The organism is Flagellimonas crocea (assembly GCF_033441595.1).
Classification (GTDB): domain Bacteria; phylum Bacteroidota; class Bacteroidia; order Flavobacteriales; family Flavobacteriaceae; genus Flagellimonas; species Flagellimonas crocea.
The window spans coordinates 175,246-201,266 of the sequence record NZ_JAUZVX010000003.1; the positions used below are offsets into that span (position 1 = coordinate 175,246).

The following is a 26,021-nucleotide window of genomic DNA, read 5'->3' on the forward strand; positions in this document are numbered from 1 at the left end:
GGCATGGTACCTTAGCTCATCCCGATAGCTATCGGGAGGTAGAGCAAGGTAAAAAAGTAAATGGTACCTTAGCTCAGTTGGTAGAGCAACGGACTGAAAATCCGTGTGTCCCTGGTTCGATTCCTGGAGGTACCACCACAAACCCTCGCATCTACAAGGATTGCGGGGGTTTTGCTTTTTGGTTGACAATCTGGTTGATATATTCGTTATAAAAATGAAACAGAAACCAAAAAATCCTCAAAATCGAAAATTATCTAATAGAAACGAAAAGTACCGTTGAACTAAAGTCATGATTATTACTTTTATATATAATTAACTATAATTTATGTAACTTAACAACGCTTTTAAACGTATATATAATTAAATACTTACATTTAAAGCTCTTCAAAAAGCTTAACGCTAATACTAAAGATTCAATTTATTGCCATGAGTAAAAAAAGAAAATATAAAGCATCTGTTTTTATGGATGGTGTTGATTCCGCTTTTGATATTCTTGGAGAAGGTTTTACAAGAAATAGGAACACAAATACAATTCATGATAGTTGGATAAGGGTAGGTGTTTATTTCTCTACTGGTTTTGACAAATTCAGTTGTATTCATGCCAAGGAAGATAAGAACCGTCCAAAGAAAAGGATATTGGAACACCATAAATAAAAATGGCTAAAAATAAATCTAACAACTCAGAACAACTCACAAAACAAGTATTACAGGCATATCCTGAATTAAAATCACCTAGTAAGGCCAGAAACCTTGTAAGAATGGTTTCCCAACAAATATCTATAAAGTCCGGCCCATATCCTAGTCCTGAAGATTACGAACATTATCATGATATTGACCCTTCTTTAACAGATCTTATGAAGCAAATGGTTGTTGATGAACAGAAGCATCAACACAGGATGGATGAAAGGTTTATGGATAAGGACTTCAAATTAAGAAAGTCTGGACAATGGTTTGCATTCTTTGTTTTTCTTGCTGTAGTTGCCTTAGGGGCCTATTCCGTTCATATGGGATTTGAATGGGGCGGGGCAATTATAACTGCTTTTGGAGTTACCGGCATTGTAACACAATTTCTTCGCCGACGGTAGCCATATTTAATTTATGTCAGTAAATAAATCGATTTCAATTTACCTGCTTTCCTGAATATTTAACAATGAATACTGCATTTCAATTGTTCCTTACATCAGAAGAAATGTAAACAATTATTTCAGCCTCCAAAAAGAATTTCAAGTCATATTAAAAACATGGATAATTACAGGCGAAAATTATGATTCAAATAGAATGCCCCCGATTTTCTCAATAATTTTTGGACATATAAAATTTTTATTGGTCCCTGTAAGCTTAACCATTTTAGCGTACTTAGCATTAAACCCTCTTACCCTTTTTATAACCTGTGGGAAAAACAAAAATTGGTTTAACCATTTTTTTGTAATCAATTTTGAATTGATTGTAATTAACTGAATTTTCGGTATCAATATAAAATACGCCAGCACTATTACGCATATGTTTTGGGCCAAATTGCGGCTTCATTATTGTAAAATATCTTCCATCTGGGGTGTAAAATATACCTCCTATAGAAATCCCATCCTTATACTTATATATTTGGAAACAAATTAGTCCTTCCTCATTTAATATTTCTAATCCATTTTTATCATAATTATAATCAAATTGCCGACCACCAACTTTCCATAGATTAGAACGCATCATAGCAATTATTTTACCAGAATTATCCAAAATATCAATGTCAACAAGAATTCTTCCTTTGTAAAGTTTACATTGGAAATTTAAATCTGTAAAAAGAGTACTTTGAAGCAATCTATCAGCATCCACAAATTTAGATTCGGTGCCCGCAAAATAAATGTTAGATTTATTAATCTTCTTTCCAACCTTCAATACAAGTGTATCAAAATTTTTAATATATCTAAATACATCTCGTTTTTGGTATTCTTCATACATAGAAAAGCACATCAAAAAGATTGACAAGATAATCACCGTAAATCTTAATTGCTGGCTATCTATATCAAAAACTCCATTAATTGAAAATACTGCTATGCCGGCAGTAAGAATAATAATAATATAATTAGTTCGCATATAGATAAATGCTAATTAATATGATTCTCCTAATTTAAACAAAAAGAGGCCCCTCAATAAAAAACGACCCTCTCAATCTAAGAAAAACAGACTAAAAACTATGCCTGAATCTGATCAACCTTTCTTGTATTTGGCACAAACACATGGCCTCCTTCCTTTGCGATGTCAACTGAATCAACTTTGTAAGGGTGTTTACAAGTACATTTCTATCATTGTAGTTGATATATGGGCCATTTATAGACAATGATAATAAGTTGTATATTTCCATTTAAATTATCCTATTGAATGAAAATCGTAAACAACTTAAATCACTGGCTTTTTTACGTTATTTTGATTTCCATTTCTCCAGTTTTGATTGATATTTATCTGAAAATGGACAGGTTAAATCTTGAAAGCTTTCAGAATTGTTATTTTGATGGTATATCAAAAGGAGAACTAGTCTTAATATCTATTGTTTTGCTCGGCTCTAATATTGGTGAGCTTCTTAAAGAGGAAACTCACTATCCTATCTTAAGAAATTCTCTTATCGGGTTATCTGTGCTCATGATCTTCATTGAAATATTTTCATTCACAAAAATAGATGCTTTTTCAGTAGAAAAAATAAAGGAAATATCCATGGTTTCTTTTGTCTCTATGATTATCCTAACTTTAAGTGTTCACTTATTTCCAAAGAAATAAAATGATTGAAACTAGTCTTATCATATTGAGCATTCTTTCTTTAACAATCTCGTTGATAGCGATACGCATTAAAAGGCGGTCGAAATTAATAGTGGAAACTGGAAATAGAAACCGCCAAGAAGATAAAGTTGTCAATATCGAAGAATTACTTAATAGGTCAATTATAAAAAGAGAGGTCTCGCATTTTGTGAAAGGGTATCAGAATGAAACAATACTCATCACAGGGGCTGGAGGGTCAATTGGGAGTGAGCTTACTAAACAAATACTGGATTATGAGGTTAAAAAAGTAATACTACTAGATCAGTCAGAATCTGCATTATATAACCTTCATTGGGAACTTAAACGAAAAGACAAACTCAATTTTGAAACGGTTTTAGCAGATATATGTGATAAGGTTAGGATAGATCACATATTTCAGGAATATAGGCCCACTATAGTTTTTCATGCAGCTGGAAATAAAGCTATTCCTTTAGTGGAAAATGCTCCTTATGAAGCCATTAAAACCAATGTTGAAGGTACAAAAATTTTGGCTGATGCTTCATCTCATTACAATGCAAAGAAGTTTGTTTTTCTATCAACTGACAAAGCTGCTATTCCAGTAAATGTAGTTGGTGTCACCAAGCGAATTGCAGAGCAGTATATAAACAGCCTTAACAGCTTAGGTAAAACAAAGTACATAACCACTAGATTTGGGAACGTAATAGGGCCACGAGGTTCAATCGTCCCCATATTAAAAATGCAACTTGAAAGGGGCGGGCCCCTTATGATTACTCATAAACAAGTGAGCCGTTTTTTTATGACAGAATCTGAGGTGTCCAACTTGATTTTAGAAGCATCCTTAATGGGAAATGGAGGTGAAATATTTGTTTTTGATATGGGTGAATCAGTTAGGATATATGATTTAGCAAAGAACATGATTAGGCTTGCTGGATATAGATACCCTGAAGATATAGATATAAAAATAGTTGGGCTTCGACCTGGTGAAAAGTTATATGAAGAACTTCTAGCATCAGGAGAAAATACACTTCCCACTTACCATGAAAAAATAATGTTAGCTAAGAATAGGAAGTTTGATTATGCAAAAGTAAAAATGAAAATTGATGAACTTTGTGTTTCAAATAAATTCCTCAACATGAACGTCATTGAAAAAATGAAAGAATTAGTGCCAGAGTATATCTCAAATAATACTCATGAATATAAGGATGCATTGTTGCCTGACGAATCAATTGATGAGTACATGGAAAAGTTAAACAATTTGTTCTATAAAGAGGGTTGACCGAATAATATAAATCCTTGACAGCTTTCTTTTGAGAGATATTTCTCTCCGAAATCGATTCATGAGTTGAAACGGTGCTCAAATATCTATTCATGCCTCTACCATATTTTTTTTAAGTTTCCTTCTTTCCTAATCATTTTGTTTACTGTCCAATTTAAATTTTTGTCTTAAAAAAATCCTTTCCATCAACCAAACTGCCAAACAACTTGGATTTATCAACAAAACAAGTACACTCCTTTGGTATTTTTGGAGACGGTAATTGAACTTCGTTCATTATGAAACATTTGGTTATCTTAATAGCTCTATATTTAATAAAAGTTATGAGTGAACCCGCAGACCCCACTTCATTCAACGTGGAATTTTTAAAAACTTTTCTTTCTGTCATTGCCGGAGGCGTAATTTCATTAGGATCTATTTTGATTGTTGAATGGGTAAAGAGAGGTAAGGAAAAACAGGAAAAAAAGAGGGTCTTATACAACAAATTAATATCATCAATTAATTCAATCAGAAGATACGAAATCAATTGCCTGGAACATGGAATGGCCTTTAATTATCACAAAACCATCTATCGAATAGATGAGAGCAACGCGCATGCAAAATCTCAAGGCGAGTACCACCAACAAAAAAGAGATGAAGGCGTATCATTGCTATTTGAAAAAGTAGAGGCATTGGACATGCATGCAATTGACTTTGAAATATTATGTGGAAATGATGAAAGTTTCAAGGAATTAATCGAAAACATAAATCAATGGCCACGACCTGATTTATCCCGGTTCAATGATGTGACATCTATATCAGATTTAAATGATAAATATGAAGTGGAAATTGAAGATAAGCTAAGCTTTACTTCAGACTACTGGAATAAGGCAGTTAATAAGGTTCATCTGCACATTTACAAAAAACTGCTTTAAGTCAAAACTTATATATGAATCCTGATTATTCAATAGTTGGTAATACAATCACAATGCGTTTGGATTACATGGACAAATTGATGGAGAAAGTTGCTAATGTAGCAGCTGATGCAGCAGTGGAAAAATACAAAGAGGAAATGATGCGGGATGAAAAACTCAGTTCCAAGGATGCATCTATCAAAATAGGGGTAAGCAAGGTTACTTTAATAAGGTACATAACCAGCGGTAGAAAAATCGGAGGTAGAACCTATAAATTAAAGGCCACTAAAACCGGAAGGGACTATATCATTTCAAGGTTCGACCTCGAGGAGTTCAAAAAAAAGATAGAAACTAAATGATAGATTTTTGCCTGTCTACAAATAAAGCCTTGGACAAAACTTGCACATCCAAATACCAAATAGTTTTCAGTTAATCACAGGAAAAATGATGATTTTGTTAAAAAGAAAGGTATTATCGACCTTTACAATATAATACAAAAAGACCGAGAAATTGCCTTTAAAAATGGCATTATCTTTAAATCACCTATGTTTGAAAATTATGTATGACTTCGAAGAACTTAATAATTTGATAGATAAATATCTAAAAGATATTTGCTTGGAAATTGAAAAGACCAAATATGGTGGATTTGAGAACAGGGCATTCCTCCAAAGTCATTTGAAGAAAGAGTGCAACTTAAGGCATTTTAAAATAAATGAGTTCATCCATTCAAAATATCCTAACGAAATGCCTATCAATATTAATGGGAACGCTCAACATACAATTAATACTGTTCTCAATATTAAGGCTCAGGGAATTCTAGCTAAACGTCGCAATGAATTTCAACTTTTATGCAACCAATATTATGAACAGTTGGATTCAAGACATTCTGCCGAAGAAAATTGATGTTTACATATGAGGAATCATTCATCATTCTGCTCTCATTATTTTCCACATTTCCTGTTTTATTATTTCATTCTGTTCGTCTGGAAGCCATTTCCGGAAAGTGTTGCTGTTGATCAACACGGCCAATAGTTGCTCCTTCACTTTATTGACCTCATCTACTCTATTTTGACCTACCAAGGATTGCGCTACTTCCAAAGAAGCATTTAAGGATACAATTAGATTTGTTGCACTTTCCAGTGCGTTTTCACTCGTGCTCATGGTGATTCGTTTTAATTAATTTCTCGATTAAACGGTTCTTTTTGCCAACCTGATCGTCAACCAAAAAAGAACCCCTAATAATAATCAGGGGTTATGGTTGATTTTGTGGAGTCCAGACTTATTGAACCTCAGATTCTACAGTGTCATAGTGCTCTTCACCAATGACCTCTTTTACCAACTCCATTGACTTTTCAACGTACATATCGATCATGAGTGTGCCATAGTAGAAATCACAGTAGATTTTTCCATATCGTTCTGAAAGCATGCTCATGTTGTTATCATTGGCACATTTCATGGGCATACCCATTAGATAGTATTCCAAACCAAATGGAATGGCAAATTCATCATCAAGCCATTTTGCGAATTTCTTCTGGAACGCCTTTATTTCCATCTGCAGATTTATGTAATCCAAAAGAGCTTCATAGGATAATCTTTTTTCAGTATAAATTGAACTGAGTACCTTGAAAAGGATGATATAATCAAACCTAATCGTTGATTCCATATTTTTATAAAACTTGTTAATTTGAGCAAACAGGTTTATCTGCTTGACAATAGCCTCGGCCCATTTGGCTTTGAGAGTATTCTGCTCATTGGAATCAAACAGAGATGTTTCAAATTCCTTCAATGCCTGATCATAAGAATTCTTCGATAACTTTTCCATATTGCTTGCTGTTCTAGGAGTGGATTTTTTCATAGTATTATAGTTTTTCTAAATTTTAATATGTTAAATGTAAGTAAAACTATAATATTAATCAAATAAAACTATCATTTAATCGATAATTATTATAGTTACACTAAATATTTATAACTTTGATACAAACATTTATTCAATGGATTTGCTGAGAATCAGAGAAATTTTGAACGAAAAGAATGTTACTGGAAAAAAGTTGGCCAGTGCTGTAGGAGTTACACCTGCCAGTATTAGTAACATTTTGAACGGAACACATTTTCCTAAAGCTGAATTACTTGTTGCCATTGCTAAAGAACTTGAGGTTGAAGTCCGGGATCTTTTCCATGGGAAAAAAGGCAATGAACAACCTTATGGATATATCGAGTACAAAGGCGAAATCCATAAGGTTGCTTCCATCGATGACTACAAAAGGCTTTCCTCTATGATGGATTGAGAACTAAGAATAGATTTAACTCCGTCCTTGGCATTTCTTGAACCCGTTGTCAAATCAAATCCTGCGAATATTTTCCCGTTATTCACGAATTGTTTGAACTGAAGTGTATTGATTTGAGGGTCTTTACTATCCTCGCCCATCGGCACCAAAAACCTCAACTCCCCAATATCAAATCTTCCTACACCCCTAAAAGGTTTCGCATTTTCCATAAATTCCATATATGCTTTTCGGACTTTCTCCAATGAATCATAAGCTTTCTTCTCTTGTTCATTTTCTAAATAGGTTCTACAACGTTCCTCCAATAGAGTTTCGGAATCTTCGCGATTAATCCAGAATATCATCAACCTGTCGTTGTAGGAAATATATTTTATGTCCAACCTGTCACTTACACTTCTATATTTGCCATAACGTGGCTCAAACCTCTTCAACTTATCCAAACTGCTGGATAGTCCCGACAGATCATTTTCCAAACCACGCTTTATGCGCTTCCTAATAGATTGATGTGATGTCGTACCCCCCCTATCGAGTTCTTTATCGATAAAGGCCTCATAAGTTTTTGTGAATTCCACAATTCCGGCTTTCAGTAGTCCTTTGAATACTTTATTGGAAAAGGGTCCCATTTCAAGTTTATCATATTCGGTTTTCAAGTTTTCAAGCAATGGCTTGTATTGAGCCATCTGCTTTTGAAAATCCCTAAATAACTTTATATCCTCATGGATGAGAATTGGTTTAAAGTCTGCTTTCTTTTTAGCTGCCATAATAATTTGATTTTTATTAATACTTATTTTAAAACAGACCTAAATCGTCTGCGTTTGCGTTTGATTCTATTACTGTTGACCTTATCATGATATCGAAGTACTCGTTCATCATGAAATTGTCCATCAAATCGGGACTGGAACCGTTAAGGTACTTTTGCTTCATTTCATCTTTAGTGATCAACCGCTCTGGTTCCTCGTCCCTTTTGGGCATTTTCTTAATGGCCTTACGCTCATATAGGATTCTTTGCCTTACGGTCATTTTTTCATCGAACATGGTATTGGCCACTTTCTCTGATATGTATGATTCTGACCGGGAACATCTTTCCCCTGAATAGATAAAGCATTGTGTTTTGAGGTTCTTGAATTTCCTCTTGTCCTCGGTTTCAATCTGCTTGGCGCCATTATGGAAAGCAATGGCCCCCTCGATAAATGCATTGTTATCGCCCCCGATAAATGCACCCACACCATCGGCATCATATATCACATTGGAATTGCCGACCCCATGTCTGTTCTGCATATCGGAAATAGTGTCCACCACATCCTTTCCCGATGACTTTGGAAGTATGGCCACATCTTCCCATCGATAACCCTTAAAGAAACTTACAATAAGCTTGTCCACGCCCCCCATGGCCACATCCACCGTTATCCTTTTTGGTCCATGCTTTACAAATGTGTTAGTGAATATGTCCTTGAATGAATTGTAGTTGTATATATCATCCGGGTTGATGGATACCTTCCAGTTACCTTCTAGCAATTGGAGCCTTGTATCGCTGCTTTGGGCAGCTAGGTTTGCCAAATACTCTGGATTAGCTTTCAAGAGCTCTTGGTTCTCGTAAACGTTTCCACCTATGAATGTCAATGACTTTACAAACTCCTTTGGGTCCACCCCTGCCTTTTCTGCCAAAGGATTTATGAAGTATGCTGATTTTTTAAGACACTCTTCAAGGGTATCCGCCCATATCATTGAATCCCCGTCCTTGGTAAAGTACCGGACAACACCGTTCCTTTCCGGTATTGGGTACCCGTCATCACCAATCCACCATTGTATGAGATCATGAAGCCAACTATCGGGGTCTGGGTTGCAGGTGGCGGTCACACGTGGCTTTATTCCACTAGGAGAACGGTTCCTTGAAAGGAGGTAGAAAAATGTTTCTTTTGAAAAGTGCGTAAGCTCGTCAAAACCAATGTATGCTATTTGTGATCCCTGCCATGTAAAAACGTTCTTTTCGTTCTCGAGATGGGAAAACTTAATCTTTGAGCCTTTCGGAAATTCCCACGTCAGATAGGTATGGTTTGCCTTTCCCGAAACAATTGGATAAAGTTTCATGCTTTCATCCCATAAACCACCAGGCGCTTTTATCTGCGGAGTGGTCCTTCTGAATATTACTGCTGAGAAGTCAGGGTTTTTGATATACCTCAACGGGTCCAACAAAAGGGAAAATGTTTTCCCTGCACCGGCAGCGCCACCGCCAATGACAATATCGGCATTTGAAGACAATGCCTTCATTTGATACCCCTTCTGTGGTGTTATGATATTACCCTCTGCCATTATCCGGAATCTGTATTATGACCACATTGTCAGGATTATTTTGGCTGTTATCCTTTTCAAAGGCTCCTAAATACCGCATCAACTTTTCAACGGCATTAAGCTTATTATAGGAGCGTATTTTTTTGGTATTGCCTTTCACTTTGCCCTTTTTGCTCTTCTTTGAGTAGATATGGACCTCTTCAATGGCATTCCTTATGGAATCAGGTATTTCCTTAGGATCCTTTATGTTCCCATCATCATTATAGAGTTCCGCTATATCAAACCGAATAATATTCGTGAGTAGCATCACACACTCATCTACGGTCGCTTCATTCCTCTCCCTAATTTCCTTTTGAAGTTGTTGGATGTAATTTTGAATATTAGGTTTTATAAGGTTTTCACATCCTATTGTCGCTGCCGTTTGCTCACTATATCCTGCACGAATAGCAGCTTGTGTGGCATTGAGGTCAACCATGTATTCTTCACAGAACCTTTGTTGCTTATCCGTTAGATTATGTTGATTGCTTTCCATGATTTAGATATTGAGTTCATAGCCCTCCTTAGTTTCCCTAAAATTGTCATCAAGGAAATAGGGCTTTGATTTGAGATTCTTTAATTTGTCTGCATTCTTGTTCAAGAAACGATTGGCCTTCTTCGGGATTCCTGTAACCGGCTTTTTCAATCCATTCCTTTGACCATTCAAATATTTGATGAAATCATTCTTAGGCATTAACTGAGACGTAGTGTAGCAAAGACAGTTCGGATGGAACCCCGTAAACTTGAATTCTTTGGGATATAGGCCCACCAAATCATCACAGATATCCCTTACCGCATGTGCTGGGCTTAAATGCACCTGAACTCCGAGTATGAACGGTAAATTCTTTCTTCTTTCAATATCTGCAGTTCTGTACGCAATGTTTATTTCATTCCTTGCCAACCTCAGCGCATTTTTATAACTGGACCTGTACACACCGGTACCGGGATGATAGTCTTTGGCAGGGTCGCTCAGCATGAGTTTCCCAGTTTCCGGATTCCGTATTCTTCTGAATCTCTTTTCGGGTTTCTGAAGGTACCGCCTTATGTCCATGGATAGTTTTGTTGCAGACCTTCCGGAAGTCAGACCCTCTGCTACAAAATAATCCAGTTGCGCGCGAGAGGCCTCGGTAATCTTCCAAACTCTCTGGGACATGGTAAAACCACCTGATTTCCTTTTTACAAAAGCTTTGAACGCATCAATGTTTCTGGCCATCATTTGTTTTTTCAAACCCTCTGGCACATTGATGCCCTTGATATAGTCGTCCACCAATTGATCATTATGGTCATCCGACAGGTCCCATGCGGTTTTTGTTGTCTTGGTAAGGTGGTCCAATAGGATTTTTTGGTACTTGTTCAATATTTTATCGATTTGCTTCTTTAGAGCAATATTGCCATGCCATAACCTTGATGATGAAGTTGCTTTATACTTCCTGAGCACTGGTGCCAATTCTGCAGACATATTTCTATAAATATTGCTCAGTGCCCTATCTTGATTGGTTAAGTATGTCAATAAAACTTTGTGGTTATCTTCCATTTTGGGTGCTTATTTCTGAAACTATGGTATAGATTTCATGTTCTTGTAAATTCCTTGTTTTTCTTGAGGATCAACGGGAATATGGTATTTGCTTTGTTTTTTCAAATCAGCATAATTCAAGTAGCGTTCAAAATTTTCTTTCTTTGAAATGAATTCAAAAGTCAATACGTGAGAGCGTTCCTGAATCCATGGATCTTTTTGGGCATTTATAATTGCTTTTAGGATATCCTTTTTCTCATAACCTTCGTCTAACAATACTCTGAATTGTTTTTTTGCACCTTCACTAACGCTCTTTAAATTTTTACCAGTTAACTTTTTAAAAAAATCGAGAAAGGAAGACCAATCAATTACATCAGTTTCTTCGTTTTTTAGTTTATTAGGTTTTTTATGTTTTATTATACTATCATTGCTTTGTTCTGTGCTCTGATTTTGCTTTATCAGGTGCTTTGCATTTGCTTTATCAGGTGCTTCATCAATTTTTGACAAAGCAATTATGTTGGCAGTGTATTGGTTTTTACTTCTTTCCACGATTTCAAAAAATCCCCATTCCACCAAATCTTCAAATGTTTTCTTGTAAGTGTTGTATGATTTGATCCCTATAACCTCCATGGTCATTGCTGATGGCAAACCGAATTTTTTCTTCCAACCCAATTGATTACAATGCTCAACCGCAAAACAGTAAACAGCCGTATGATTGGGTCTTATTTTTTCGGGGTTTTCCGAGCAGAAGTTGAACCATGATTTTGTAAGGGTGTAACCGTTCATTTAAACACTAGTTTGTTTGCAATCTCTACTTCTGATTTGAACTGTAAGTTGGCTTCATTGTTTTTTGGAATTCCAATACCTCATCCATATCGAAATAGTACCTTGGATGAATTGTAGACACCGGGGTAAGCCTCCTTTCTTTGCACAGCTGCCTAACATATTCAGGGGTACATGCCAAGATTTCTGATGCTTGCTTTATTGTAACTAAGTTGTCCATATACTTTGTTTTTCAAAGTTTTGGCTAAAGTATCATCTACTTATCCGAACCAATTGTAATTAATAAGCTCTATGCAATAGCTTCAACACTTTTCTAATATGTGTGCTTATTATTGATACAAATCCTTTTGATCTGATTTATTCCAAGCATAAGACAGCTCGAGTTCGAGGGTTCTCTTTTCCTCGGCAATGGCTTGCATTTTTTCCACAAGGAGATTTGAAGCGTATTTCTGTAATCGAATGGCAGTATCAGAGCGAAGCCGGAACCCAATGGCAATGACCTCATTTAAATCAAACACTTCTTGAAGCCTTTGTTTTCCATCTTGTGCAACATGGCGGATTTTCGCCCCGTTGATTAATCCATCTTTTTTAAGGTCCTTGATATTATCCGATAGAGTTTTTCTCGGCACATTGTATAACCGTTCAATCTGGGCCCTAGTAGCAAATTGGCTTTGGCCATCAGTTATTCCGAAACTTTGGAATATTGCCAGGTTCTCCATGGCCTATCCCTAACCTCTTTTGTACTTAAGAGATTTCACCTCCACACATGCTCTTTCAAACTCTTCTTGAGATATCATTATTTTCCTGCCAATTTTTTTGGCTTTAATGCGACCATCATTAATGGCAGCTCTAATGGTTTGTACAGTTAATGGAGTATTGTCTGCAATTTCTTGAGGAGAATACATTCTTATTGATTGCTGCTTCTTTGGCATCTTATCTCCAAGTTCATCCACTTTTTCTTTAATCGTCCTTAGCTCTTGAAATATTTGAGTAAATGGGTTTGTAGTGTCCATATCCATGATTTTTGAATTGAAAACATGGCTAAATTGAACATTAAGCTTTGTGTAGATAGGGAGTAAGCCTTAAGTAAGGGCTTACTCATTAATAATTAATCAAAAATTTTGTGGGTTCAATACCGTCCGTCTCCAGAACTTCGCTTGAAAAGCATTGATTTTGCTGATATTTTTCAACACGTTGACAATGCAGTTTATTTTAGAATTGTTTGAAAAGCACCTAAAAACAATATGAGACAAGGAAAACCAGCAGACCCAGAAGTAAAATCAAGGTGGATTAGCAACTAAAATGTCGTGGACAACATAAATTTATGACACTTATCTAGACTTTAATTTGGATCAGAACGTTATATTATATAGATTTGGAGCATGAAAAAAGGGAGCGGCCGTGAACCATTCTCCCTTTTCCGACGGTAATTTTTCAAAGCCCTATCCTAATGAGAGACGGCACACTTTGATTTTCTCGTCTGTTCAGCCGCGAATGAAGCGGAATCGGTATTTTAAAAAAGTGGCACTTCAAGTAATGTACAGTTCTGGCCTGTGAACCTCGAATCTGGACTTCTCTTGATTGGTGCCACCTTAGTTTTATACAATTATTATTTCTTCAATATGCTCCATTTCAAATGGACGATGTTCCTTTTTTATCTTGTTGCCTTTAGTCAACCACTTATCAAAACCCCACAATGCATCCTTAGCTGATTTTGTCACCCCAACTTTTATCAACCCCCTAATTCTTTTGGCTTTGTACGCTGCCGAAATTACAACAGATACTTTTCTTTTCATTTTATCTACATTATAATCGAAGTGATAATCAGTCAGGGCACTTGCAATTTCTTGGTTGTTCATGAATCTACCCCTGTCATTGAGTAGATAAACTATTTGATTCAGCCATGTTTCCTTAACGGGAAACCCATCTAAAGGCTTTCTTGTGTCTAAGTTAGATTCGAACACCATTTTATAACCGCCAGAACCATCCAAAACATAGAAAAAATCCTTATCCTTTGCTTTTTGATATTCATATATCATTTGCTCAACAGCCTCTATTTTTCTTATAAGGCTATCTCTCTCTTTTTTAAGCGATTCTATAGATATTTCAGACATGCGTACAAAATTATTTTTGTATATATTGCAAATACGTTACATTTGCATAACAAAAAAGTGGAGCCGGTGGGAATCAAACCCACTTCTACTAGGTAGGAATCCAGCAAGAATTAATCTAACGGCCCCTAATTTTTTGTTACAACATTTAAAGTAATTAAGCCATCTTGTTTTCGACGCACGGTGGCTTATTTTTATCCAAAGATAATGCATTTTATAATCTATAGTTGATCAACTATAGATTTAGAAGCAGGGTTTATTAACATTTGATTTGGAACAAATCCTACTTTAAGCGCCTGCATTGATATTTCAAAGACATTTACTGTTGATAAGTTTTTATTGAGATCAATACTGGTTAACCCTATGTATTGAATAATCATCTTTAATTATTAGATTTTCACTCTTTCTTATCGGTGTCCAATAACTGAAAACACTTTCCGCTCTATGAATTTGACTACCTTTTTCAAGATGCCACACATCCCTGAAGGAATCCCATCTTTTACCAAAACATAGTTTTTTTTCAATTTTGCTTTACGCTATTTAAAACTTGTATTCTTCAATACTCCACTTGCCCAATTCGGTAAACATATAGTCATTTGAATGGAAACCGATGAGACCTTCAAAATTCATCACTCCAGGTCCATATTATATATGATTGCTGTTTGAACTATTATCTACCGAATCTTTTGTCAGGACGAAGAGTTTGTAGATAATCAAATGCCGATTTATCAGAAGCTAAAAACCCCTCAGCCTCTTCTAAATGATCTTCAGTAGGATAGGTCCCATTTTGAACCTTGTAAAAACAGTTAACGAAATTGGCTCCACTGCAACCAAAGTTTTTATTTCCATACTCCATTATGGCCCCCTTCCTATTCTTACCGGAAGATGGGAAGTCCTTGATTTTACCGGTATTTATTAGAACGTAAGTTATCAATGCTTTTACAGGAACAGCAGAACCTGGATATGGATCCATAACAACGGGGGCATCCTTGAATTCTTTCTTCAATTCAAGAAACTTATCGGAGAACACGAACTTATCATCAAATAGGGTAGCCCTATCAAATTTAAAAGTATCCAAGTAAGAAAAAATATCATCCCTAATTTGTTCTAATCGATTATAAAACCCATCGACTGCTTTAAAAAATAGGCTCAATCTTTCATATCTCTTCTTTAGTTCCTCATTACCTGCCTCTTGAATAGCATCAAACAAATCAAAATATTTGTGCTCAAAGTATAGACATCGCTCTATTTCCATGAGTAATTTGATTAGGTGTTTATCAACTATACCTGTCACATCATTTTTCACAATATCATAGAGATCCTTGTTAAAGGAATTCCAAAACCCATCATTCCCAATAATTTCCTGAATCTTGGAAAGATCCTTTTCCTTTTTATCAATAGTGGTGTCTTTAAAATAATCATACATCGGATGATTCGAATCGTAGTACGATGCAATCGAAATATACAGGCCGTTAATTGTTCCTATCCTTTTAATCAGCTTCTGAAATGAGGATTCTATTTCAAGATATTCCATCTAATCTACTTTTCTTAATGGCGTCATTATCCCGTTGAAAACATCACCAACGGCTTCCCTTTTTGCTTCTTGATCAACTTGATAATAGGTGTTGAGGGTTTTTAAATCGGTATGCCCTGTTATTTTACTGATTAGCTTATCACTCTTCCCTTTTCGCTTCATCATAGTGATAAATGTCCTTCTGGCGGTATGCGTTGAAATATGGTCGTGAAATGGCATGGATTCGCGAATAATCTGCTTTCCTTTGACAATTATCTTCTCAACATCATGGGTATATCCAGCATCCTTAAAAACGTCCTTGATATACTCGTTCTGCTTTTGATTGGCGATTAAGGGAAGTTGATAATCATATTTTTTGAGTATCATTTCAGACAATGTATTCAAGGGTATCTCTCGCGGTTTTTTGGTTGTGCTCTTTTCTTCTTTCAGATAGATGGAACCATCTTTCACATTGTGCTTGCCAATCAATTTAAGCTCTCCAAACCTCATCCCGGTGCAACATGCGAATACAAAAACATCCCTGACCTTTTCCAAACTTTTAGTTTTATACTGATGGTTCATTATATTGGCCAGGTCCTCCCCTTTGAGAGCAATTTTTTCCGTGAAGGCCTCTTTCATTTTTTCAAACTTCTTGAAATCATCCTGATAGGTGTACCCATTATCTAATGCCCAATACATAAAGGTCTTGAACAAACCAAGGTTCCTCCGGTAGGTGTTGGTGGCATGTTTTCGGTCAGTCATACAATAATCAGTAAACTCGGCATGAAACTTCTTGTTGATTGAATTGAAAGTTAGTTTGTAGCCTCTAGCTTCTTCAAATTCCTCCAGAATATTTTTTATGTTGTTATATCTTTTGATTGAGCTAACAGACCACTTTTGTTGCATTTTATTGGCCTCCATGAATTCGTCATAAGCTTTAAAGAAAATATTCTTACCTGATGGCGCCTTTTTGAATTCAGTGTCAAATTCATCCCTCAAAAACTTTGAAGTGAATTCCTCACCGTATGTCTTGGACCTAGCTTGAAGCTCTTCAAATTTGTCCGAATACCTATTTATCTGCATCCTAATGGAAGAAGCATACGGAGACTTATCACCTCTTAATTTTGGTTGACGATTTTTGAAATCCCAATGGATGGGATGAATCTTTTCACCAGTCGAATACACAAACTTTCGTTCTTCATATTTGAAGTAACACGAAAATAAAATCAAGGTTTCATCATTACCTTTTGGATGCTTGAGAAAGAAGGTTGAAGACAGGGTTGACATTACAGTTTACAATTTAGTTGACAATTTAATCATATCTAAACATAGCTAGATATAACGTAAATATATAAAAAAGCCCTATTTAAAAGGGTTTTCGTAGTTAAATATAATTGTGAGATATGTTAATATAGAAAAGGTTCAATTCCTGGAGGTACCACGAAGTGGCAACTACAAAAAGCCCATCCAATTTGGATGGGCTTTTGTTTTGGGACAAAATTGAATCGGACCTTTATAACCAGCAAAAAGAGAAATCTTTATCACCCCATCTACAAACTTTTGAAGCGCGTTTGCCATTACATAAACATGGCTACCTTACGATGAGAATTATGTATCAAAATTGAACTAAAGGAACTTGTTTTTTAACTCAGTTCTTTGTTGGCAACTGTATTTTTAATATTAAACATAGTTTGGTAGTATGCTCCAAGAACTATGGATAACCTATTCTCAAAATCTTTTAAATCATTTTCATTAGATCTGTAGAAGTAGTCATTTAAGGCAAATCTTGGACTTAAACGGTATTTAGAATTAGCTAGTAAAAATCTTCTAATACCATCCCAGTCCTTGGTGGTTTTGGATAGGCAAGTTGAAAATTCCGAATTCAATTTAACCCTTACAGGATTCATTGAATCAACATTGAATATTTTTCTTTCCCGATCCATATTCTTCTCGGAACGCTTAGATTCCTCCCATATATCCATATTCCGCACTTTCAATGATAAAGTGTCTTGGAAGAATTCCATAGGTAATTTATTATCTGCCCAGTTAGTTAAAAATTCAAAATAGGCGGCCTCTTTTGAAATTTCTGGGTATTGTTTTTGAATCTTGAATTCAAACAAATCAACGGCCTCTATTAGAATTTGCCTTTCCTCTTTTTCAATACATTTCTTAGAAGAAGAATCAAATCCAGTTTTGCAGGAACAAACTACAAGAAATAATATGATTATTAGTTTTTTCAATATTGTTGCCAACGGTTCTCGGCTATGATTTCGTTGTGGCTGGTGGCTGGTGAGCGATGGCGCGGGCCGGTGCGCCTGCCTTCCGGAAGGCAGGCTTTTCCAGCGAGCCAATGCCGCGTAACGAATGCATTCCAGTTATTAATTAGTTTTCTTAAAAATAGGGAATTTAGCTTAATGCAGGTGCGAACAGTGAATTATACCGGAGTTGTCCTATTTTTATTTCGCTTTTGAGCTTGTGTTCTTCTATATCAATTTCTCGAGTTTCAATTCTCCAATTACTATTAAGCTCGCAAAAGTTGTCCAAACTATAACTGGTAAAGTCATAAATGCGACCGTTTTGCTTATTGGTAAAAGTTTGTAAATCACGAGTGCTGTAAATAAAATCACGACTATGTTGCCAAATAGTCCAAACCACAAAGCCGAAATATTTGTCATTTTGGCAAGTCCCAACGTATAGTAGGCATAAGTTGCACAGAGAAATGCCAATCCGAATAACCACCATTGATAGTTGCCAAATTCCGTTTGAATTAGGTTGTACCTTCCAATCCCGAGAAGTGTAAATAGAACAAACCAAATGATAGGTATTACGTATCCAGGTGGAGCGTACCAAAGTCTAGGCGTTTGTCCACTTTCAAAATTCAGTCCAATCAGCGGTGCCGGAATATTTACCACGATCAATATCCCGTAGAATATCAGAATACTTATGATTAATGTCCAAATCATACTTCTATATTTTTAGAATTTCCATTTCGCTTTTGTTGTTGGGACACAACACTCACACCAATAATTTCCTTTCAGTCAGTGGCCGGGTAGCCAAGGCTAACAGAAGAAATCATTCTTGGGATTATTAGTTTTCTTAAAAGTAGGGAATTTAGTTCAAGGTAGGAGGGAACAATGAAATACAGGCAGTGTTGTAAATAGTTATTTTATTTTTTCCACTTGGAGTACAATTCCTGATTCAGGTATTTTCAAATAAGGCTTTTTGTCTTTAATAAAGTGTTGGAATCCGATAATAGTATAGTCATCTTCCTCTGTACCCACCATAATCCAGTCCAAATCTTTATTATATATCCATTTTGAGCCCATTGTCATTTCGATTAAATCTCTGGCAAATTCATCTTGACTTTTTAAGTCTATTTTGAAATTGCCATTTGAATTGAAGTCAATTGAGCCACCAAGGAATATTTGAGAGAGCTCATATTCATCTGAAACCGCTTGGTCAGGACCTTTGGTGAAAGATTCAACTACTACCCACTTTCCAACAAAGGAGTTATTAGAGCTGTCCTGGCCAAAAGCCATTTGAGTTAGAAAAATGAGAACGATAATTTTTTTCATTATTGTTTACAACGGTCTCGTATAACCGTCAGTTACAGGTTTTAAGTTACTGTTTTTCGGTCTAGCACAGACTTTAGCAATACCGTGCGCGTGGATTCAGCCAGCCCTGAGCGCAGTCGAAGGGTAGGCGAATACGCCGTAATTGCGGTTATACATTGTTGTAAAACGTTTTAATTCCATTCTACATTCAGTTTTTCCAATTCCGCATTTAATTCAGCGAGTGAATTCGGGTCAATTATCTGTGTGTTGATAGTCAATTCTTCTTTTTCAGTTTTTAGGATATAATCTCCTGCAAACTTTTTAATCCGTTTTATTTCATTCAGATTTAGTTTTTTTCCGAATGGACTATTAATTTTTATAATTCCGTTTTCAATGGTCAGATATTTATTCTGTCGTTGATAAAAATATCCAACTAAATACATTGCAGAAATTACAATCCAACCATAGTCAGTCCAGTTTGGTTCATCTTTTGTTAATATTCCGATAAAAAACCAAACTAACCACACCAATCCAAAAATCAGATTGATATTCATATGTCTTTTTTTATATCCTATTCTCATTTTTTTCAAATGTTTTACAACGGTCTCGGCTATGAGTAGTTGCGTGTATTAGAACTTAACCTGCCTGCCGGCAGGCAGGCTTTGCATGTACACACCAAACTGAATCCCGATAGCTATCGGGTGCGAGGATTTTCGTAAGTAGGCGAGTACCAGCAATGAATTATACACGGTGTTGTAGGCAGTATTTATCACATTTCACTTCTGTATTGTTCTGTTAAAAGTTCCATTTCTATCCAATGCAGAGTAACTTTAATGAGTAATTTCAAGTCATCAATATCCTTGGTTTCCCATTTTCTCACGTAATGCGCTTCATCATTACCCAACCAAGTTGCTCTTTCCGCCATTTCTTTAACGTTAACGTTGTCAATATCATCTTTAATACATTTCCCTAAAAATTTAGCCTTTATATTTGCCTCTTCATCAGGCTTTTTAGATATCAAATAATCTTTGATTAAAAACTCAAGTGCTTTTCGAAAGCCTATTCCAGCTATATGATTAAGATTCAGAGATTCGGCTTTAGATGCTTGATTAAAGATTTCAACAAAATTTGTAGATAAGGCTTTTACATTATCTGAAAAATTGGCTTCTATAAAAGTTCCAACAGATGTTGATTTTAAATTAAATCGCCAAGTATTTCCACTTATTAACTCGTTTTGATAAATTCCAATAAATGTTCGTCCGCAATCAGAATCAGGACAGCGATATATTATTTCCAAAAGTTCGTCTTTAATGAAAGCTTGGTAAATTCTTGATGTTATTTTCTTATGACAAAAAGGACATTCATTCGGTTCAGTATTATATCCAACTTGACTGGAACCTCCTGTAAAATTTAAAGCTTGAATTACTCCCATAGTTTGTTTTTATATTGCCTACAACTTGTTTATATCGATGTAAAATACATCCATATACCCCCAAATTAGGAATAAAACTGATAACTGTCGTTGTTTTTAAAATCAATCCCTAAAATCAAAAAGCTGTGATATATTCACATCGAGTGCTTTGGCAAGTAATTTTAAATTGGATATGGTAGTGTTTACTTCGCCATTTTCAATACGCCAAACTTGATTTTTGGATAATCCGGCGATGGCTTCCAATTTGGTCTGCGATAAATTCCGCTCTTCACGTAAAGCTCTAAGATTCATTCCAAAATCCCGTATAAATAACTTCTCCTCGCGGCTCAATTTATTTCGCATGCCTCAAGTTGCACTATATATAGAAATAAATCTTCCCTATATATAGGGTTAAACTCAAAAAATACCGTATCTTTAAATATCTACTTATCCTATTACCATGCCCAAAAACCCAAATCTAAGCCCGATTCAATTAATAAATGACTTCCTGCATCAAACGTCCATGGAGCCATTGCAGATCACCTTTGCCCACCTCGCCATTTGCCATTACCAAAATAGGCAGTTCCTAAACCAAGTGCAGCGGCAGCAGGGCCGCATCGTCCTCCAAAAAATGCCCGGCACGGGCCTCGCCAAAATTGCGGTTCCGGACAATCTGGTGTTCAGTTTTTGCTTTCAGTTCCGCATTCCCGCCATGGGAGGGCCCTATACCGATCTGGAAATGCTGTCCCTGCCCCGGCCCTTGGACCACGGTAGGCTATGTGTGGATGAAGAAAAATTGGAACTATCCTTTAGGATAGATGCCCCGGACCCGTTGCTTTGCGTAGCGGTAACGCAGGTGTACCATGGCATTTGCAACATGGAAAGGGCCTGCACGGCCCTTGGTGGCGAACTTGCCCCGCCTGTACGGTGGCCGTGGCCCTAAGCCTCGGTACTTTTTTTGCTGTTCTTGAACTCGCTGGGGCTAAGGCCGTACTTTTCCTTAAAGATCTTGGAAAAATAGCTCCTGCTGGTAAACCCAATGGAGTAGACCACCTCGGAAATGTTCATCTCGGTGGTGTTTATAAGGTCGCGGGCGAGCACCAATCGCGCGTGCCGTATGTATTCGGTAACGGTCTTGTTGTACAATAGTTTAAAGCCTTCCTGGAGCTTGGCCTGCGTAAGTCCCGTTTCCGCCGAGATCTCCTCCAACGAAAAATCCTTGGCAATGTTCTTCTCTATTTTTTTGGCGTAGCTCCTAATGGCCTTCAGCTCCCGTTTTAGCAAGGAGGTCTGTGGCCTTTCGTCGGACACTTCCTTGTTGTGCTGCATAATGTGCATGGAAAGTATCTGGTACACGTAACTTTCCACCATCATAATGCGCACCATGCCCTTGGCCTTGATCTTCTTTATCGCGGACATGACCTCGGCAATTTTTAGGTTGTACGATCCGTAGTAGGCAAATACCCGCTCATGGTCCGTATCCAAAAACACCTTGTACAGTTGCTTGTTCAGCTCCTCCCCCTGGTTCAGCCTTTTTCGCAAAAAGGGCTTTCGCCGCACCTGTATCACGGTTTGGCTTATCTTCACGTCTTTTGGGAAATATCTATCGGTAATTCCGCCATCGCGGTTGGTAAGGATCACGGACTGGAACTGCTCCATGATCTTGATCTCGTCATCGGGCTGGTACCCGAACTTGTGTCCGCAATACCCCTCCAGACAATAATAGAAATTGATGGGATTGAACTTGGAAGTGTCCACCTCCAAAAAAACCTCATCAAAAAAAGTAATGTCGAGTTCCAATAAGCTCACGCCCCAGTCAAAGGTGATAAAGCGGATGGTTCCGTTGGCCTTGTCATTGGATACGACCAAAGTGTACTGCCCCCACTTTTCCTCAATTTCTCCTCCAACAACATTCCTGATCTGCTCTACCGATTCTGCGGTATCCTGAGCGTCCACATTGATTTTTATCATTGGGATGTAATACTACTGTTTGTTTAAATAATTGGTCTAAACCTGTAAAGATAATCTTTGTTGTTGGTTGTACAACCCGGTACGCGCAACTTTAAAAACGCTGCCACAGATTTTATCAAAAGAAACACGATTAAATTGATTTGCGTTAACCATTGCTGTTAAATTGTACTTAATTGTGGTCAACATTCAAGAAGATTATGATCTACAAACTTTCAAATGACGCAGATAGAGAAGAGATAGAAAAGGAGTTTGGAATTCCCTTCAGGTTTCCAAACCTGTTCACCCCCAACGTCATCATCAATGGTTTTCACGAAACCAATCTTAGTGTGGTGACCATGGAAAACCAAAACCAGATCACGTATGCCATTTGGGGATTGATGCCCCAGGATTTTAAGGAGGACTGGCATATTTTTCAGGACAAGGCCAACACCCTTAACGTGCAGATGGAGGAACTGGAAAGCGTGGAGTGGATGCGGGAATCCTTGAAAAAAAGGAGATGCCTGGTCGTGGTGACCGGCTTTTACACCCACCTACTGGAAAATGGCAACACCTGTAGCTATTACATTTACCAATCTTCCCAAAAACCGTTCTATTTGGCAGGCACCTATAATATCCTCAACGATGGTTTTATGTGCGCGGCCCTAACGCTCAGCAAAACGGATTCATTCGTTTCCGGCTACCACAACATCAGCAATCTGGCACCGGTGATCATCCATAAGGACAGGGCATCCCGCTGGCTCGATCAAAGTACCGGCATCGGGGAGCTCAAGGAAATGATCCAACACCCCAAAAAAATAGAGCTGTCCGCCAAACGCATGTCCAACGAGTTCTTTTTAAAGAACATCTCCCCCAGCACTACCGTAGAGCCCTTGTTCCTTACTTCCAGAATGGAAAATTATAGGGCCAGCTCTTAGTTTTCCCGACCTCCCAGACCCCAAAAAAGACCGCCTTTTTATCCAATTGAGTCAACATAAATACCGAAAGCGACAAGTTACCGGTAAAATGCGAGCGATATTTGTATTGTATTGATTAAGAGCTAATCAGACTTTAATTTTAAACACTACTATTATGTTACGTTGGACGATCATCTTTATAATTTTGGCGGTCATCGCCGGAATTTTTGGATTTGGAGGAATAGCCGCGGGAGCAGCAAGTATAGCCAAGATACTTTTCTTCATATTCATTGTACTGTTTATCATTTCATTGATAACCGGAAGAAAAAAATTATAAGGATACCCCCCTAGATAAAAGAATCATTAACTTAAAAACACAGAACCCATGAAAAAGTCATTAAGTTTTTTTACACTATTGTTTGCAATGGCACTTACATTGAGTATGACCAGTTGCAGAGAAACAAAAGAAGATAAGGCAGAAGATGCCGTTGAGGAAGTTGAAGACGCCGCCGAAGATGTCGGGGAAGGCATCGAGGATGCCGCCGAAGATGTTGAAGATGAAGTAGAGGATGCCACGGACGACAGCCCTCAATAGAAATAACCATTGACAAGTACTAAAAAACTCTGGCAAAATTTTGCCAGAGTTTTTTTTATGGGCCCTACCAGCGATTCTTTCCGAAAAAATCCGATTAACCAATAATCGTACTTAAATTAGACATATAAACACGACCATTTTTTGAAGACAATCCTGACCATTCTCTATATCCTGTCCTCCGTTTGGGCCATTGGGGCGATCATCTACCACGGGCGACGGCCATCCCGTTCCATAAGCTGGGCACTGGCCATAATCACCTTGCCCATATTGGGTGCAGTGCTGTACTACCTTTTTGGTATGAACCGTAGAAAATTCAAGTTCTTCAATCCCAAGGAATTTGATCAGCGACAAAAATATAGCCTCGAAAAATTGCTCGCTGAAAAAAAATATTGGGTCAATTATGATGATGGTTCGAGAAAAGACAGACTAACAAAACTTTTAAAGGCCAGTTCGGGAATCGCAGCTACCAAGAACAACCACATAAAAGTGCTCCAAGATGGCGGGGAGACCTTTAAAGTACTTTTTGATGCCTTGGAGCAGGCCGAAAAGTTTATCCACGTGCAATATTATATTTTGGAAAGAGGGGAACTACTGGACAAAATGTTGGCCCTTTTTAAAAGAAAAATAAAGGAAGGGGTTGAAGTACGCATCATTTACGATTCCCTGGGAAGCTATCACCTAAGGGGAAGGCCACGAAAAAAATTTCAGGATATCGGGGTCAAGATCTACCCCATTATGCCCATCCGAATAAAAAACCTCTTGTTTTCCCTCAATTTTAGGAACCACCGCAAAATCGTGATCATAGACAACAAAGTGGCGTTTACCGGAGGCGTGAATGTTTCGGACAAATACATAAAGGGCCAGAATGAACTGGGAAAATGGAAGGACACCCACCTAAAGCTCGAGGGGCCCATAGTTAACGATCTCCACTTGGTGTTCTTGAAAGACTATTATTTTGCCAGCAAAAAAGAAGATTTTCATATTTCCGATTACCTCGTTGAGCAAGAATCGGCAGGCAACATGGATGCGCAGGTAGTGGCCGGCGGACCGGATTCCAAGCATCCCACCATAATGCAACAATACATCGGCATGATGAACCAGGCCCAGCGTTGCATCCGCATTGCCAACCCCTATTTTGTTCCCGGAGAGGCCTTTATGCAAAGTTTAAAGATCGTGGCCCTCGAAGGGGTAGAGGTCATTCTTTTGGTGCCCAAATACTCCGACTCGGCAGCGGCCAAATTTGCCATGTTCTCCCATTTTGAGGACCTCCTCGGAGTCGGCGTCAAAATTTACCTGCGGGAAGACTTTTCACACAGCAAGATCATGATCGTTGATGATGATCTGGTCTCCATTGGCTCTGGAAATTTCGATATCCGTAGCTTTGAGCTCAACTATGAGGCCAACGTACTTATCTATAATGAAGAGATCAATTCCGAAATGACACGGGAGTTCGATAAAATCTGCGAAAAATCGAACTTGGTCACCCAAAAGCGGTTCGAGAACAGGACCGTTTGGATGCGGTTCCTGGAAGGACTTTTCAAATTCTTGAAGCCCGTACTGTAAAGACATTGATTGTTTGGATCAATCATTGATTGATTTAAGGCAAGCCAATATCCGGGCAAAACTACCTTTGTAACCAAATAAAACAATCATGAAAAATTTACTTTTAATTCTATTTTTTATTGGAGCAACGACCATGAGCGCTCAGAGCATATCCAAGAACGCATTGGGTATCCGGGTAGGCGATAATGATGGATTTGGAGGAGAGATTTCCTATCAGCGCTATCTCAAGGAGAACAACCGTTTGGAGTTTGATCTTGGTTGGAGAGATTCGGACAATGTTGAAGCTTTTAAACTGGTAGGCCTTTACCAATGGGTTATGCCCATAGATGGTGGTTTCCACTGGTACGTTGGTGCAGGTGGCGGTATCGGTTCCTTTGATGCCGGAGGCAACGACGGAGCTTTTGCCCTTGTCGCAGGTGACATCGGTATTGAGTACGATTTTGAAATTCCTTTGTTGATTTCGTTGGATATGAGACCGGAAATTGGTTTCAACGATAATTACTCGGACGACCTTGACCTAGATATAGCCCTAGGGCTTAGATACCAGTTTTAGAAAACAAATAATCACATTGAAA

35 protein-coding genes and 1 tRNA gene are annotated in these 26,021 nt (G+C 37.5%); 15 read left to right on the forward strand and 21 right to left on the reverse strand.

Translation table 11 applies throughout. The features are described from left to right. Positions 1 to 62: 62 nt before the first annotated feature. The 3 genes from SD449_RS10195 (at position 63) to SD449_RS10205 (ending at position 1,085) form a co-directional block, all read left to right on the forward strand. Positions 63 to 138, forward strand: a tRNA-Phe gene (locus tag SD449_RS10195). A 288-nt stretch (positions 139 to 426) separates the two neighbouring features. Then, on the forward strand, positions 427 to 654 hold the full coding sequence (locus SD449_RS10200; protein ID WP_318310418.1) for a hypothetical protein: 228 nt from the start codon (positions 427 to 429) through the stop codon (positions 652 to 654). 2 nt (positions 655 to 656) lie between these two features. Continuing rightward, a complete protein-coding gene (locus tag SD449_RS10205) occupies positions 657 to 1,085 on the forward strand; it encodes a DUF2335 domain-containing protein (protein WP_318310419.1) in 429 nt (142 codons plus the stop codon). Between the two features lie 277 nt (positions 1,086 to 1,362). Here the strand turns inward: SD449_RS10205 and SD449_RS10210 are convergent, their stop codons facing one another. Then, on the reverse strand, positions 1,363 to 2,088 hold the full coding sequence (locus SD449_RS10210) for a hypothetical protein (RefSeq protein ID WP_318310421.1): 726 nt from the start codon (positions 2,086 to 2,088) through the stop codon (positions 1,363 to 1,365). A 285-nt stretch (positions 2,089 to 2,373) separates the two neighbouring features. On the opposite strand from SD449_RS10210, the gene SD449_RS10215 reads away from it, so the two are divergent. From SD449_RS10215 to SD449_RS10235, 5 genes are all read left to right on the forward strand, one after another. Beyond that, entirely contained in the window at positions 2,374 to 2,766 is a 393-nt protein-coding gene (locus SD449_RS10215; RefSeq protein ID WP_318310423.1) for a hypothetical protein, read from the forward strand. Between the two features lies 1 nt (position 2,767). Next, on the forward strand, positions 2,768 to 4,042 hold the full coding sequence (locus SD449_RS10220) for a polysaccharide biosynthesis protein (protein WP_318310425.1): 1,275 nt from the start codon (positions 2,768 to 2,770) through the stop codon (positions 4,040 to 4,042). A 275-nt stretch (positions 4,043 to 4,317) separates the two neighbouring features. After that, positions 4,318 to 4,953, forward strand: a complete 636-nt coding sequence (locus SD449_RS10225; RefSeq protein ID WP_318310426.1) for a hypothetical protein — start codon at positions 4,318 to 4,320, stop codon at positions 4,951 to 4,953. A 53-nt stretch (positions 4,954 to 5,006) separates the two neighbouring features. Beyond that, on the forward strand, positions 5,007 to 5,291 hold the full coding sequence (locus SD449_RS10230) for a hypothetical protein (protein WP_318310427.1): 285 nt from the start codon (positions 5,007 to 5,009) through the stop codon (positions 5,289 to 5,291). 163 nt (positions 5,292 to 5,454) lie between these two features. Beyond that, positions 5,455 to 5,835 (forward strand): hypothetical protein, encoded by a 381-nt coding sequence (locus tag SD449_RS10235; protein WP_318310428.1) that lies wholly within the window; start codon positions 5,455 to 5,457, stop codon positions 5,833 to 5,835. A 24-nt stretch (positions 5,836 to 5,859) separates the two neighbouring features. On the opposite strand, the gene SD449_RS10240 is transcribed toward SD449_RS10235, so the two are convergent. Beyond that, positions 5,860 to 6,093, reverse strand: a complete 234-nt coding sequence (locus SD449_RS10240; RefSeq protein WP_225605408.1) for a hypothetical protein — start codon at positions 6,091 to 6,093, stop codon at positions 5,860 to 5,862. Between the two features lie 118 nt (positions 6,094 to 6,211). Beyond that, entirely contained in the window at positions 6,212 to 6,787 is a 576-nt protein-coding gene (locus SD449_RS10245) for a hypothetical protein (RefSeq protein ID WP_318310430.1), read from the reverse strand. A 136-nt stretch (positions 6,788 to 6,923) separates the two neighbouring features. On the opposite strand from SD449_RS10245, the gene SD449_RS10250 reads away from it, so the two are divergent. Then, the gene (locus tag SD449_RS10250) at positions 6,924 to 7,217 is read left to right on the forward strand and encodes a helix-turn-helix domain-containing protein (protein ID WP_318310431.1); all 294 of its coding nucleotides are present in this window, start codon (positions 6,924 to 6,926) and stop codon (positions 7,215 to 7,217) included. Here SD449_RS10250 and SD449_RS10255 read toward each other — a convergent pair. From SD449_RS10255 to SD449_RS10325, 17 genes are all read right to left on the reverse strand, one after another. Next, a complete protein-coding gene (locus SD449_RS10255; RefSeq protein ID WP_318310433.1) occupies positions 7,187 to 7,975 on the reverse strand; it encodes a hypothetical protein in 789 nt (262 codons plus the stop codon). The two genes, SD449_RS10250 and SD449_RS10255, sit on opposite strands and share 31 nt — an antisense overlap. A gap of 28 nt (positions 7,976 to 8,003) precedes the next feature. Next, complete coding sequence (locus SD449_RS10260; protein WP_318310434.1) at positions 8,004 to 9,524, reverse strand: terminase large subunit domain-containing protein; 1,521 nt, start codon at positions 9,522 to 9,524, stop codon at positions 8,004 to 8,006. Beyond that, on the reverse strand, positions 9,511 to 10,035 hold the full coding sequence (locus SD449_RS10265; RefSeq protein ID WP_318310435.1) for a terminase small subunit: 525 nt from the start codon (positions 10,033 to 10,035) through the stop codon (positions 9,511 to 9,513). Before SD449_RS10265 ends, SD449_RS10260 begins: the two co-directional genes overlap by 14 nt. A gap of 3 nt (positions 10,036 to 10,038) precedes the next feature. Further along, positions 10,039 to 11,073 (reverse strand): hypothetical protein, encoded by a 1,035-nt coding sequence (locus tag SD449_RS10270; RefSeq protein WP_318310437.1) that lies wholly within the window; start codon positions 11,071 to 11,073, stop codon positions 10,039 to 10,041. Between the two features lie 21 nt (positions 11,074 to 11,094). After that, on the reverse strand, positions 11,095 to 11,838 hold the full coding sequence (locus SD449_RS10275) for a hypothetical protein (RefSeq protein WP_318310439.1): 744 nt from the start codon (positions 11,836 to 11,838) through the stop codon (positions 11,095 to 11,097). A gap of 25 nt (positions 11,839 to 11,863) precedes the next feature. Continuing rightward, positions 11,864 to 12,055 carry a helix-turn-helix domain-containing protein gene (locus tag SD449_RS19195; protein ID WP_404828039.1) on the reverse strand — a complete coding sequence of 64 codons (192 nt, stop codon included), beginning with the start codon at positions 12,053 to 12,055 and terminating at the stop codon, positions 11,864 to 11,866. Between the two features lie 109 nt (positions 12,056 to 12,164). Continuing rightward, a complete protein-coding gene (locus SD449_RS10280) occupies positions 12,165 to 12,554 on the reverse strand; it encodes a hypothetical protein (protein ID WP_318310441.1) in 390 nt (129 codons plus the stop codon). 9 nt (positions 12,555 to 12,563) lie between these two features. Continuing rightward, positions 12,564 to 12,848: a helix-turn-helix domain-containing protein gene (locus SD449_RS10285; RefSeq protein ID WP_318310443.1), complete on the reverse strand. Its 285-nt coding sequence runs from the start codon at positions 12,846 to 12,848 to the stop codon at positions 12,564 to 12,566. A 585-nt stretch (positions 12,849 to 13,433) separates the two neighbouring features. After that, entirely contained in the window at positions 13,434 to 13,949 is a 516-nt protein-coding gene (locus SD449_RS10290) for a hypothetical protein (protein ID WP_318310444.1), read from the reverse strand. Positions 13,950 to 14,616: 667 nt separating this feature from the next. Further along, positions 14,617 to 15,480 (reverse strand): hypothetical protein, encoded by an 864-nt coding sequence (locus tag SD449_RS10295; protein ID WP_318310445.1) that lies wholly within the window; start codon positions 15,478 to 15,480, stop codon positions 14,617 to 14,619. Then, positions 15,481 to 16,746, reverse strand: coding sequence for a tyrosine-type recombinase/integrase (locus SD449_RS10300; protein ID WP_318310447.1), 1,266 nt, complete (start codon positions 16,744 to 16,746; stop codon positions 15,481 to 15,483). It abuts the gene before it with no gap. 356 nt (positions 16,747 to 17,102) lie between these two features. Further along, the gene (locus SD449_RS10305; protein ID WP_318310448.1) at positions 17,103 to 17,711 is read right to left on the reverse strand and encodes a hypothetical protein; all 609 of its coding nucleotides are present in this window, start codon (positions 17,709 to 17,711) and stop codon (positions 17,103 to 17,105) included. 231 nt (positions 17,712 to 17,942) lie between these two features. Continuing rightward, entirely contained in the window at positions 17,943 to 18,422 is a 480-nt protein-coding gene (locus SD449_RS19200; RefSeq protein WP_404828040.1) for a tryptophan-rich sensory protein, read from the reverse strand. A gap of 198 nt (positions 18,423 to 18,620) precedes the next feature. After that, positions 18,621 to 19,034 carry a hypothetical protein gene (locus SD449_RS10310; RefSeq protein ID WP_318310449.1) on the reverse strand — a complete coding sequence of 138 codons (414 nt, stop codon included), beginning with the start codon at positions 19,032 to 19,034 and terminating at the stop codon, positions 18,621 to 18,623. Positions 19,035 to 19,204: 170 nt separating this feature from the next. Then, positions 19,205 to 19,594, reverse strand: a complete 390-nt coding sequence (locus SD449_RS10315; protein ID WP_318310450.1) for a hypothetical protein — start codon at positions 19,592 to 19,594, stop codon at positions 19,205 to 19,207. 188 nt (positions 19,595 to 19,782) lie between these two features. Next, entirely contained in the window at positions 19,783 to 20,445 is a 663-nt protein-coding gene (locus SD449_RS10320) for a DUF4145 domain-containing protein (protein ID WP_318310451.1), read from the reverse strand. A 102-nt stretch (positions 20,446 to 20,547) separates the two neighbouring features. After that, the gene (locus SD449_RS10325; RefSeq protein ID WP_318310452.1) at positions 20,548 to 20,787 is read right to left on the reverse strand and encodes a helix-turn-helix domain-containing protein; all 240 of its coding nucleotides are present in this window, start codon (positions 20,785 to 20,787) and stop codon (positions 20,548 to 20,550) included. Positions 20,788 to 20,884: 97 nt separating this feature from the next. Here SD449_RS10325 and SD449_RS10330 point away from each other — a divergent pair, with 97 nt between their 5' ends. Continuing rightward, positions 20,885 to 21,367, forward strand: a complete 483-nt coding sequence (locus tag SD449_RS10330) for a hypothetical protein (RefSeq protein WP_318310453.1) — start codon at positions 20,885 to 20,887, stop codon at positions 21,365 to 21,367. Here the strand turns inward: SD449_RS10330 and SD449_RS10335 are convergent. Then, complete coding sequence (locus SD449_RS10335) at positions 21,364 to 22,395, reverse strand: helix-turn-helix domain-containing protein (protein ID WP_318310454.1); 1,032 nt, start codon at positions 22,393 to 22,395, stop codon at positions 21,364 to 21,366. The genes SD449_RS10330 and SD449_RS10335 overlap by 4 nt on opposite strands. A 197-nt stretch (positions 22,396 to 22,592) precedes the next feature. Here SD449_RS10335 and SD449_RS10340 point away from each other — a divergent pair, with 197 nt between their 5' ends. The 5 genes from SD449_RS10340 to SD449_RS10360 all read left to right on the forward strand — a co-directional run bounded on the left by SD449_RS10340 (position 22,593) and on the right by SD449_RS10360 (position 25,999). Then, positions 22,593 to 23,309, forward strand: coding sequence for an SOS response-associated peptidase (locus tag SD449_RS10340; protein ID WP_318310455.1), 717 nt, complete (start codon positions 22,593 to 22,595; stop codon positions 23,307 to 23,309). Positions 23,310 to 23,463: 154 nt separating this feature from the next. Then, positions 23,464 to 23,625, forward strand: coding sequence for a DUF1328 family protein (locus tag SD449_RS10345; RefSeq protein ID WP_318310457.1), 162 nt, complete (start codon positions 23,464 to 23,466; stop codon positions 23,623 to 23,625). A gap of 48 nt (positions 23,626 to 23,673) precedes the next feature. Further along, positions 23,674 to 23,883, forward strand: a complete 210-nt coding sequence (locus tag SD449_RS10350) for a hypothetical protein (RefSeq protein ID WP_318310458.1) — start codon at positions 23,674 to 23,676, stop codon at positions 23,881 to 23,883. A 141-nt stretch (positions 23,884 to 24,024) separates the two neighbouring features. Then, a complete protein-coding gene (gene cls / locus SD449_RS10355; protein WP_318310459.1) occupies positions 24,025 to 25,446 on the forward strand; it encodes a cardiolipin synthase in 1,422 nt (473 codons plus the stop codon). 88 nt (positions 25,447 to 25,534) lie between these two features. After that, entirely contained in the window at positions 25,535 to 25,999 is a 465-nt protein-coding gene (locus tag SD449_RS10360) for a hypothetical protein (protein WP_318310461.1), read from the forward strand. The last annotated feature ends 22 nt before the right edge of the window (positions 26,000 to 26,021 follow it).

Bases quoted from the DNA above. Each gene is read 5' to 3' on its own strand.
- SD449_RS10335 (WP_318310454.1), bottom strand. From the start codon at position 22,395: ATGATAAAAATCAATGTGGACGCTCAGGATACCGCAGAATCGGTAGAG.
- SD449_RS19200 (WP_404828040.1), bottom strand. From the start codon at position 18,422: ATGATTTGGACATTAATCATAAGTATTCTGATATTCTACGGGATATTG.
- SD449_RS19195 (WP_404828039.1), bottom strand. From the start codon at position 12,055: ATGGACAACTTAGTTACAATAAAGCAAGCATCAGAAATCTTGGCATGT.
- SD449_RS10265 (WP_318310435.1), bottom strand. From the start codon at position 10,035: ATGGAAAGCAATCAACATAATCTAACGGATAAGCAACAAAGGTTCTGT.
- SD449_RS10285 (WP_318310443.1), bottom strand. From the start codon at position 12,848: ATGGACACTACAAACCCATTTACTCAAATATTTCAAGAGCTAAGGACG.
- SD449_RS10330 (WP_318310453.1), top strand. From the start codon at position 20,885: ATGCCCAAAAACCCAAATCTAAGCCCGATTCAATTAATAAATGACTTC.
- SD449_RS10245 (WP_318310430.1), bottom strand. From the start codon at position 6,787: ATGAAAAAATCCACTCCTAGAACAGCAAGCAATATGGAAAAGTTATCG.
- SD449_RS10220 (WP_318310425.1), top strand. From the start codon at position 2,768: ATGATTGAAACTAGTCTTATCATATTGAGCATTCTTTCTTTAACAATC.
- SD449_RS10215 (WP_318310423.1), top strand. From the start codon at position 2,374: ATGAAAATCGTAAACAACTTAAATCACTGGCTTTTTTACGTTATTTTG.
- SD449_RS10360 (WP_318310461.1), top strand. From the start codon at position 25,535: ATGAAAAATTTACTTTTAATTCTATTTTTTATTGGAGCAACGACCATG.
- SD449_RS10320 (WP_318310451.1), bottom strand. From the start codon at position 20,445: ATGGGAGTAATTCAAGCTTTAAATTTTACAGGAGGTTCCAGTCAAGTT.
- SD449_RS10240 (WP_225605408.1), bottom strand. From the start codon at position 6,093: ATGAGCACGAGTGAAAACGCACTGGAAAGTGCAACAAATCTAATTGTA.
- SD449_RS10230 (WP_318310427.1), top strand. From the start codon at position 5,007: ATGCGTTTGGATTACATGGACAAATTGATGGAGAAAGTTGCTAATGTA.
- SD449_RS10300 (WP_318310447.1), bottom strand. From the start codon at position 16,746: ATGTCAACCCTGTCTTCAACCTTCTTTCTCAAGCATCCAAAAGGTAAT.
- SD449_RS10235 (WP_318310428.1), top strand. From the start codon at position 5,455: ATGGCATTATCTTTAAATCACCTATGTTTGAAAATTATGTATGACTTC.
- SD449_RS10325 (WP_318310452.1), bottom strand. From the start codon at position 20,787: ATGCGAAATAAATTGAGCCGCGAGGAGAAGTTATTTATACGGGATTTT.
- SD449_RS10295 (WP_318310445.1), bottom strand. From the start codon at position 15,480: ATGGAATATCTTGAAATAGAATCCTCATTTCAGAAGCTGATTAAAAGG.
- SD449_RS10310 (WP_318310449.1), bottom strand. From the start codon at position 19,034: ATGAAAAAAATTATCGTTCTCATTTTTCTAACTCAAATGGCTTTTGGC.
- SD449_RS10200 (WP_318310418.1), top strand. From the start codon at position 427: ATGAGTAAAAAAAGAAAATATAAAGCATCTGTTTTTATGGATGGTGTT.
- SD449_RS10270 (WP_318310437.1), bottom strand. From the start codon at position 11,073: ATGGAAGATAACCACAAAGTTTTATTGACATACTTAACCAATCAAGAT.
- SD449_RS10345 (WP_318310457.1), top strand. From the start codon at position 23,464: ATGTTACGTTGGACGATCATCTTTATAATTTTGGCGGTCATCGCCGGA.
- SD449_RS10260 (WP_318310434.1), bottom strand. From the start codon at position 9,524: ATGGCAGAGGGTAATATCATAACACCACAGAAGGGGTATCAAATGAAG.
- SD449_RS10340 (WP_318310455.1), top strand. From the start codon at position 22,593: ATGATCTACAAACTTTCAAATGACGCAGATAGAGAAGAGATAGAAAAG.
- SD449_RS10350 (WP_318310458.1), top strand. From the start codon at position 23,674: ATGAAAAAGTCATTAAGTTTTTTTACACTATTGTTTGCAATGGCACTT.
- SD449_RS10225 (WP_318310426.1), top strand. From the start codon at position 4,318: ATGAAACATTTGGTTATCTTAATAGCTCTATATTTAATAAAAGTTATG.
- SD449_RS10275 (WP_318310439.1), bottom strand. From the start codon at position 11,838: ATGAACGGTTACACCCTTACAAAATCATGGTTCAACTTCTGCTCGGAA.
- SD449_RS10205 (WP_318310419.1), top strand. From the start codon at position 657: ATGGCTAAAAATAAATCTAACAACTCAGAACAACTCACAAAACAAGTA.
- SD449_RS10280 (WP_318310441.1), bottom strand. From the start codon at position 12,554: ATGGAGAACCTGGCAATATTCCAAAGTTTCGGAATAACTGATGGCCAA.
- SD449_RS10255 (WP_318310433.1), bottom strand. From the start codon at position 7,975: ATGGCAGCTAAAAAGAAAGCAGACTTTAAACCAATTCTCATCCATGAG.
- SD449_RS10250 (WP_318310431.1), top strand. From the start codon at position 6,924: ATGGATTTGCTGAGAATCAGAGAAATTTTGAACGAAAAGAATGTTACT.
- SD449_RS10315 (WP_318310450.1), bottom strand. From the start codon at position 19,594: ATGAGAATAGGATATAAAAAAAGACATATGAATATCAATCTGATTTTT.
- SD449_RS10210 (WP_318310421.1), bottom strand. From the start codon at position 2,088: ATGCGAACTAATTATATTATTATTATTCTTACTGCCGGCATAGCAGTA.
- SD449_RS10290 (WP_318310444.1), bottom strand. From the start codon at position 13,949: ATGTCTGAAATATCTATAGAATCGCTTAAAAAAGAGAGAGATAGCCTT.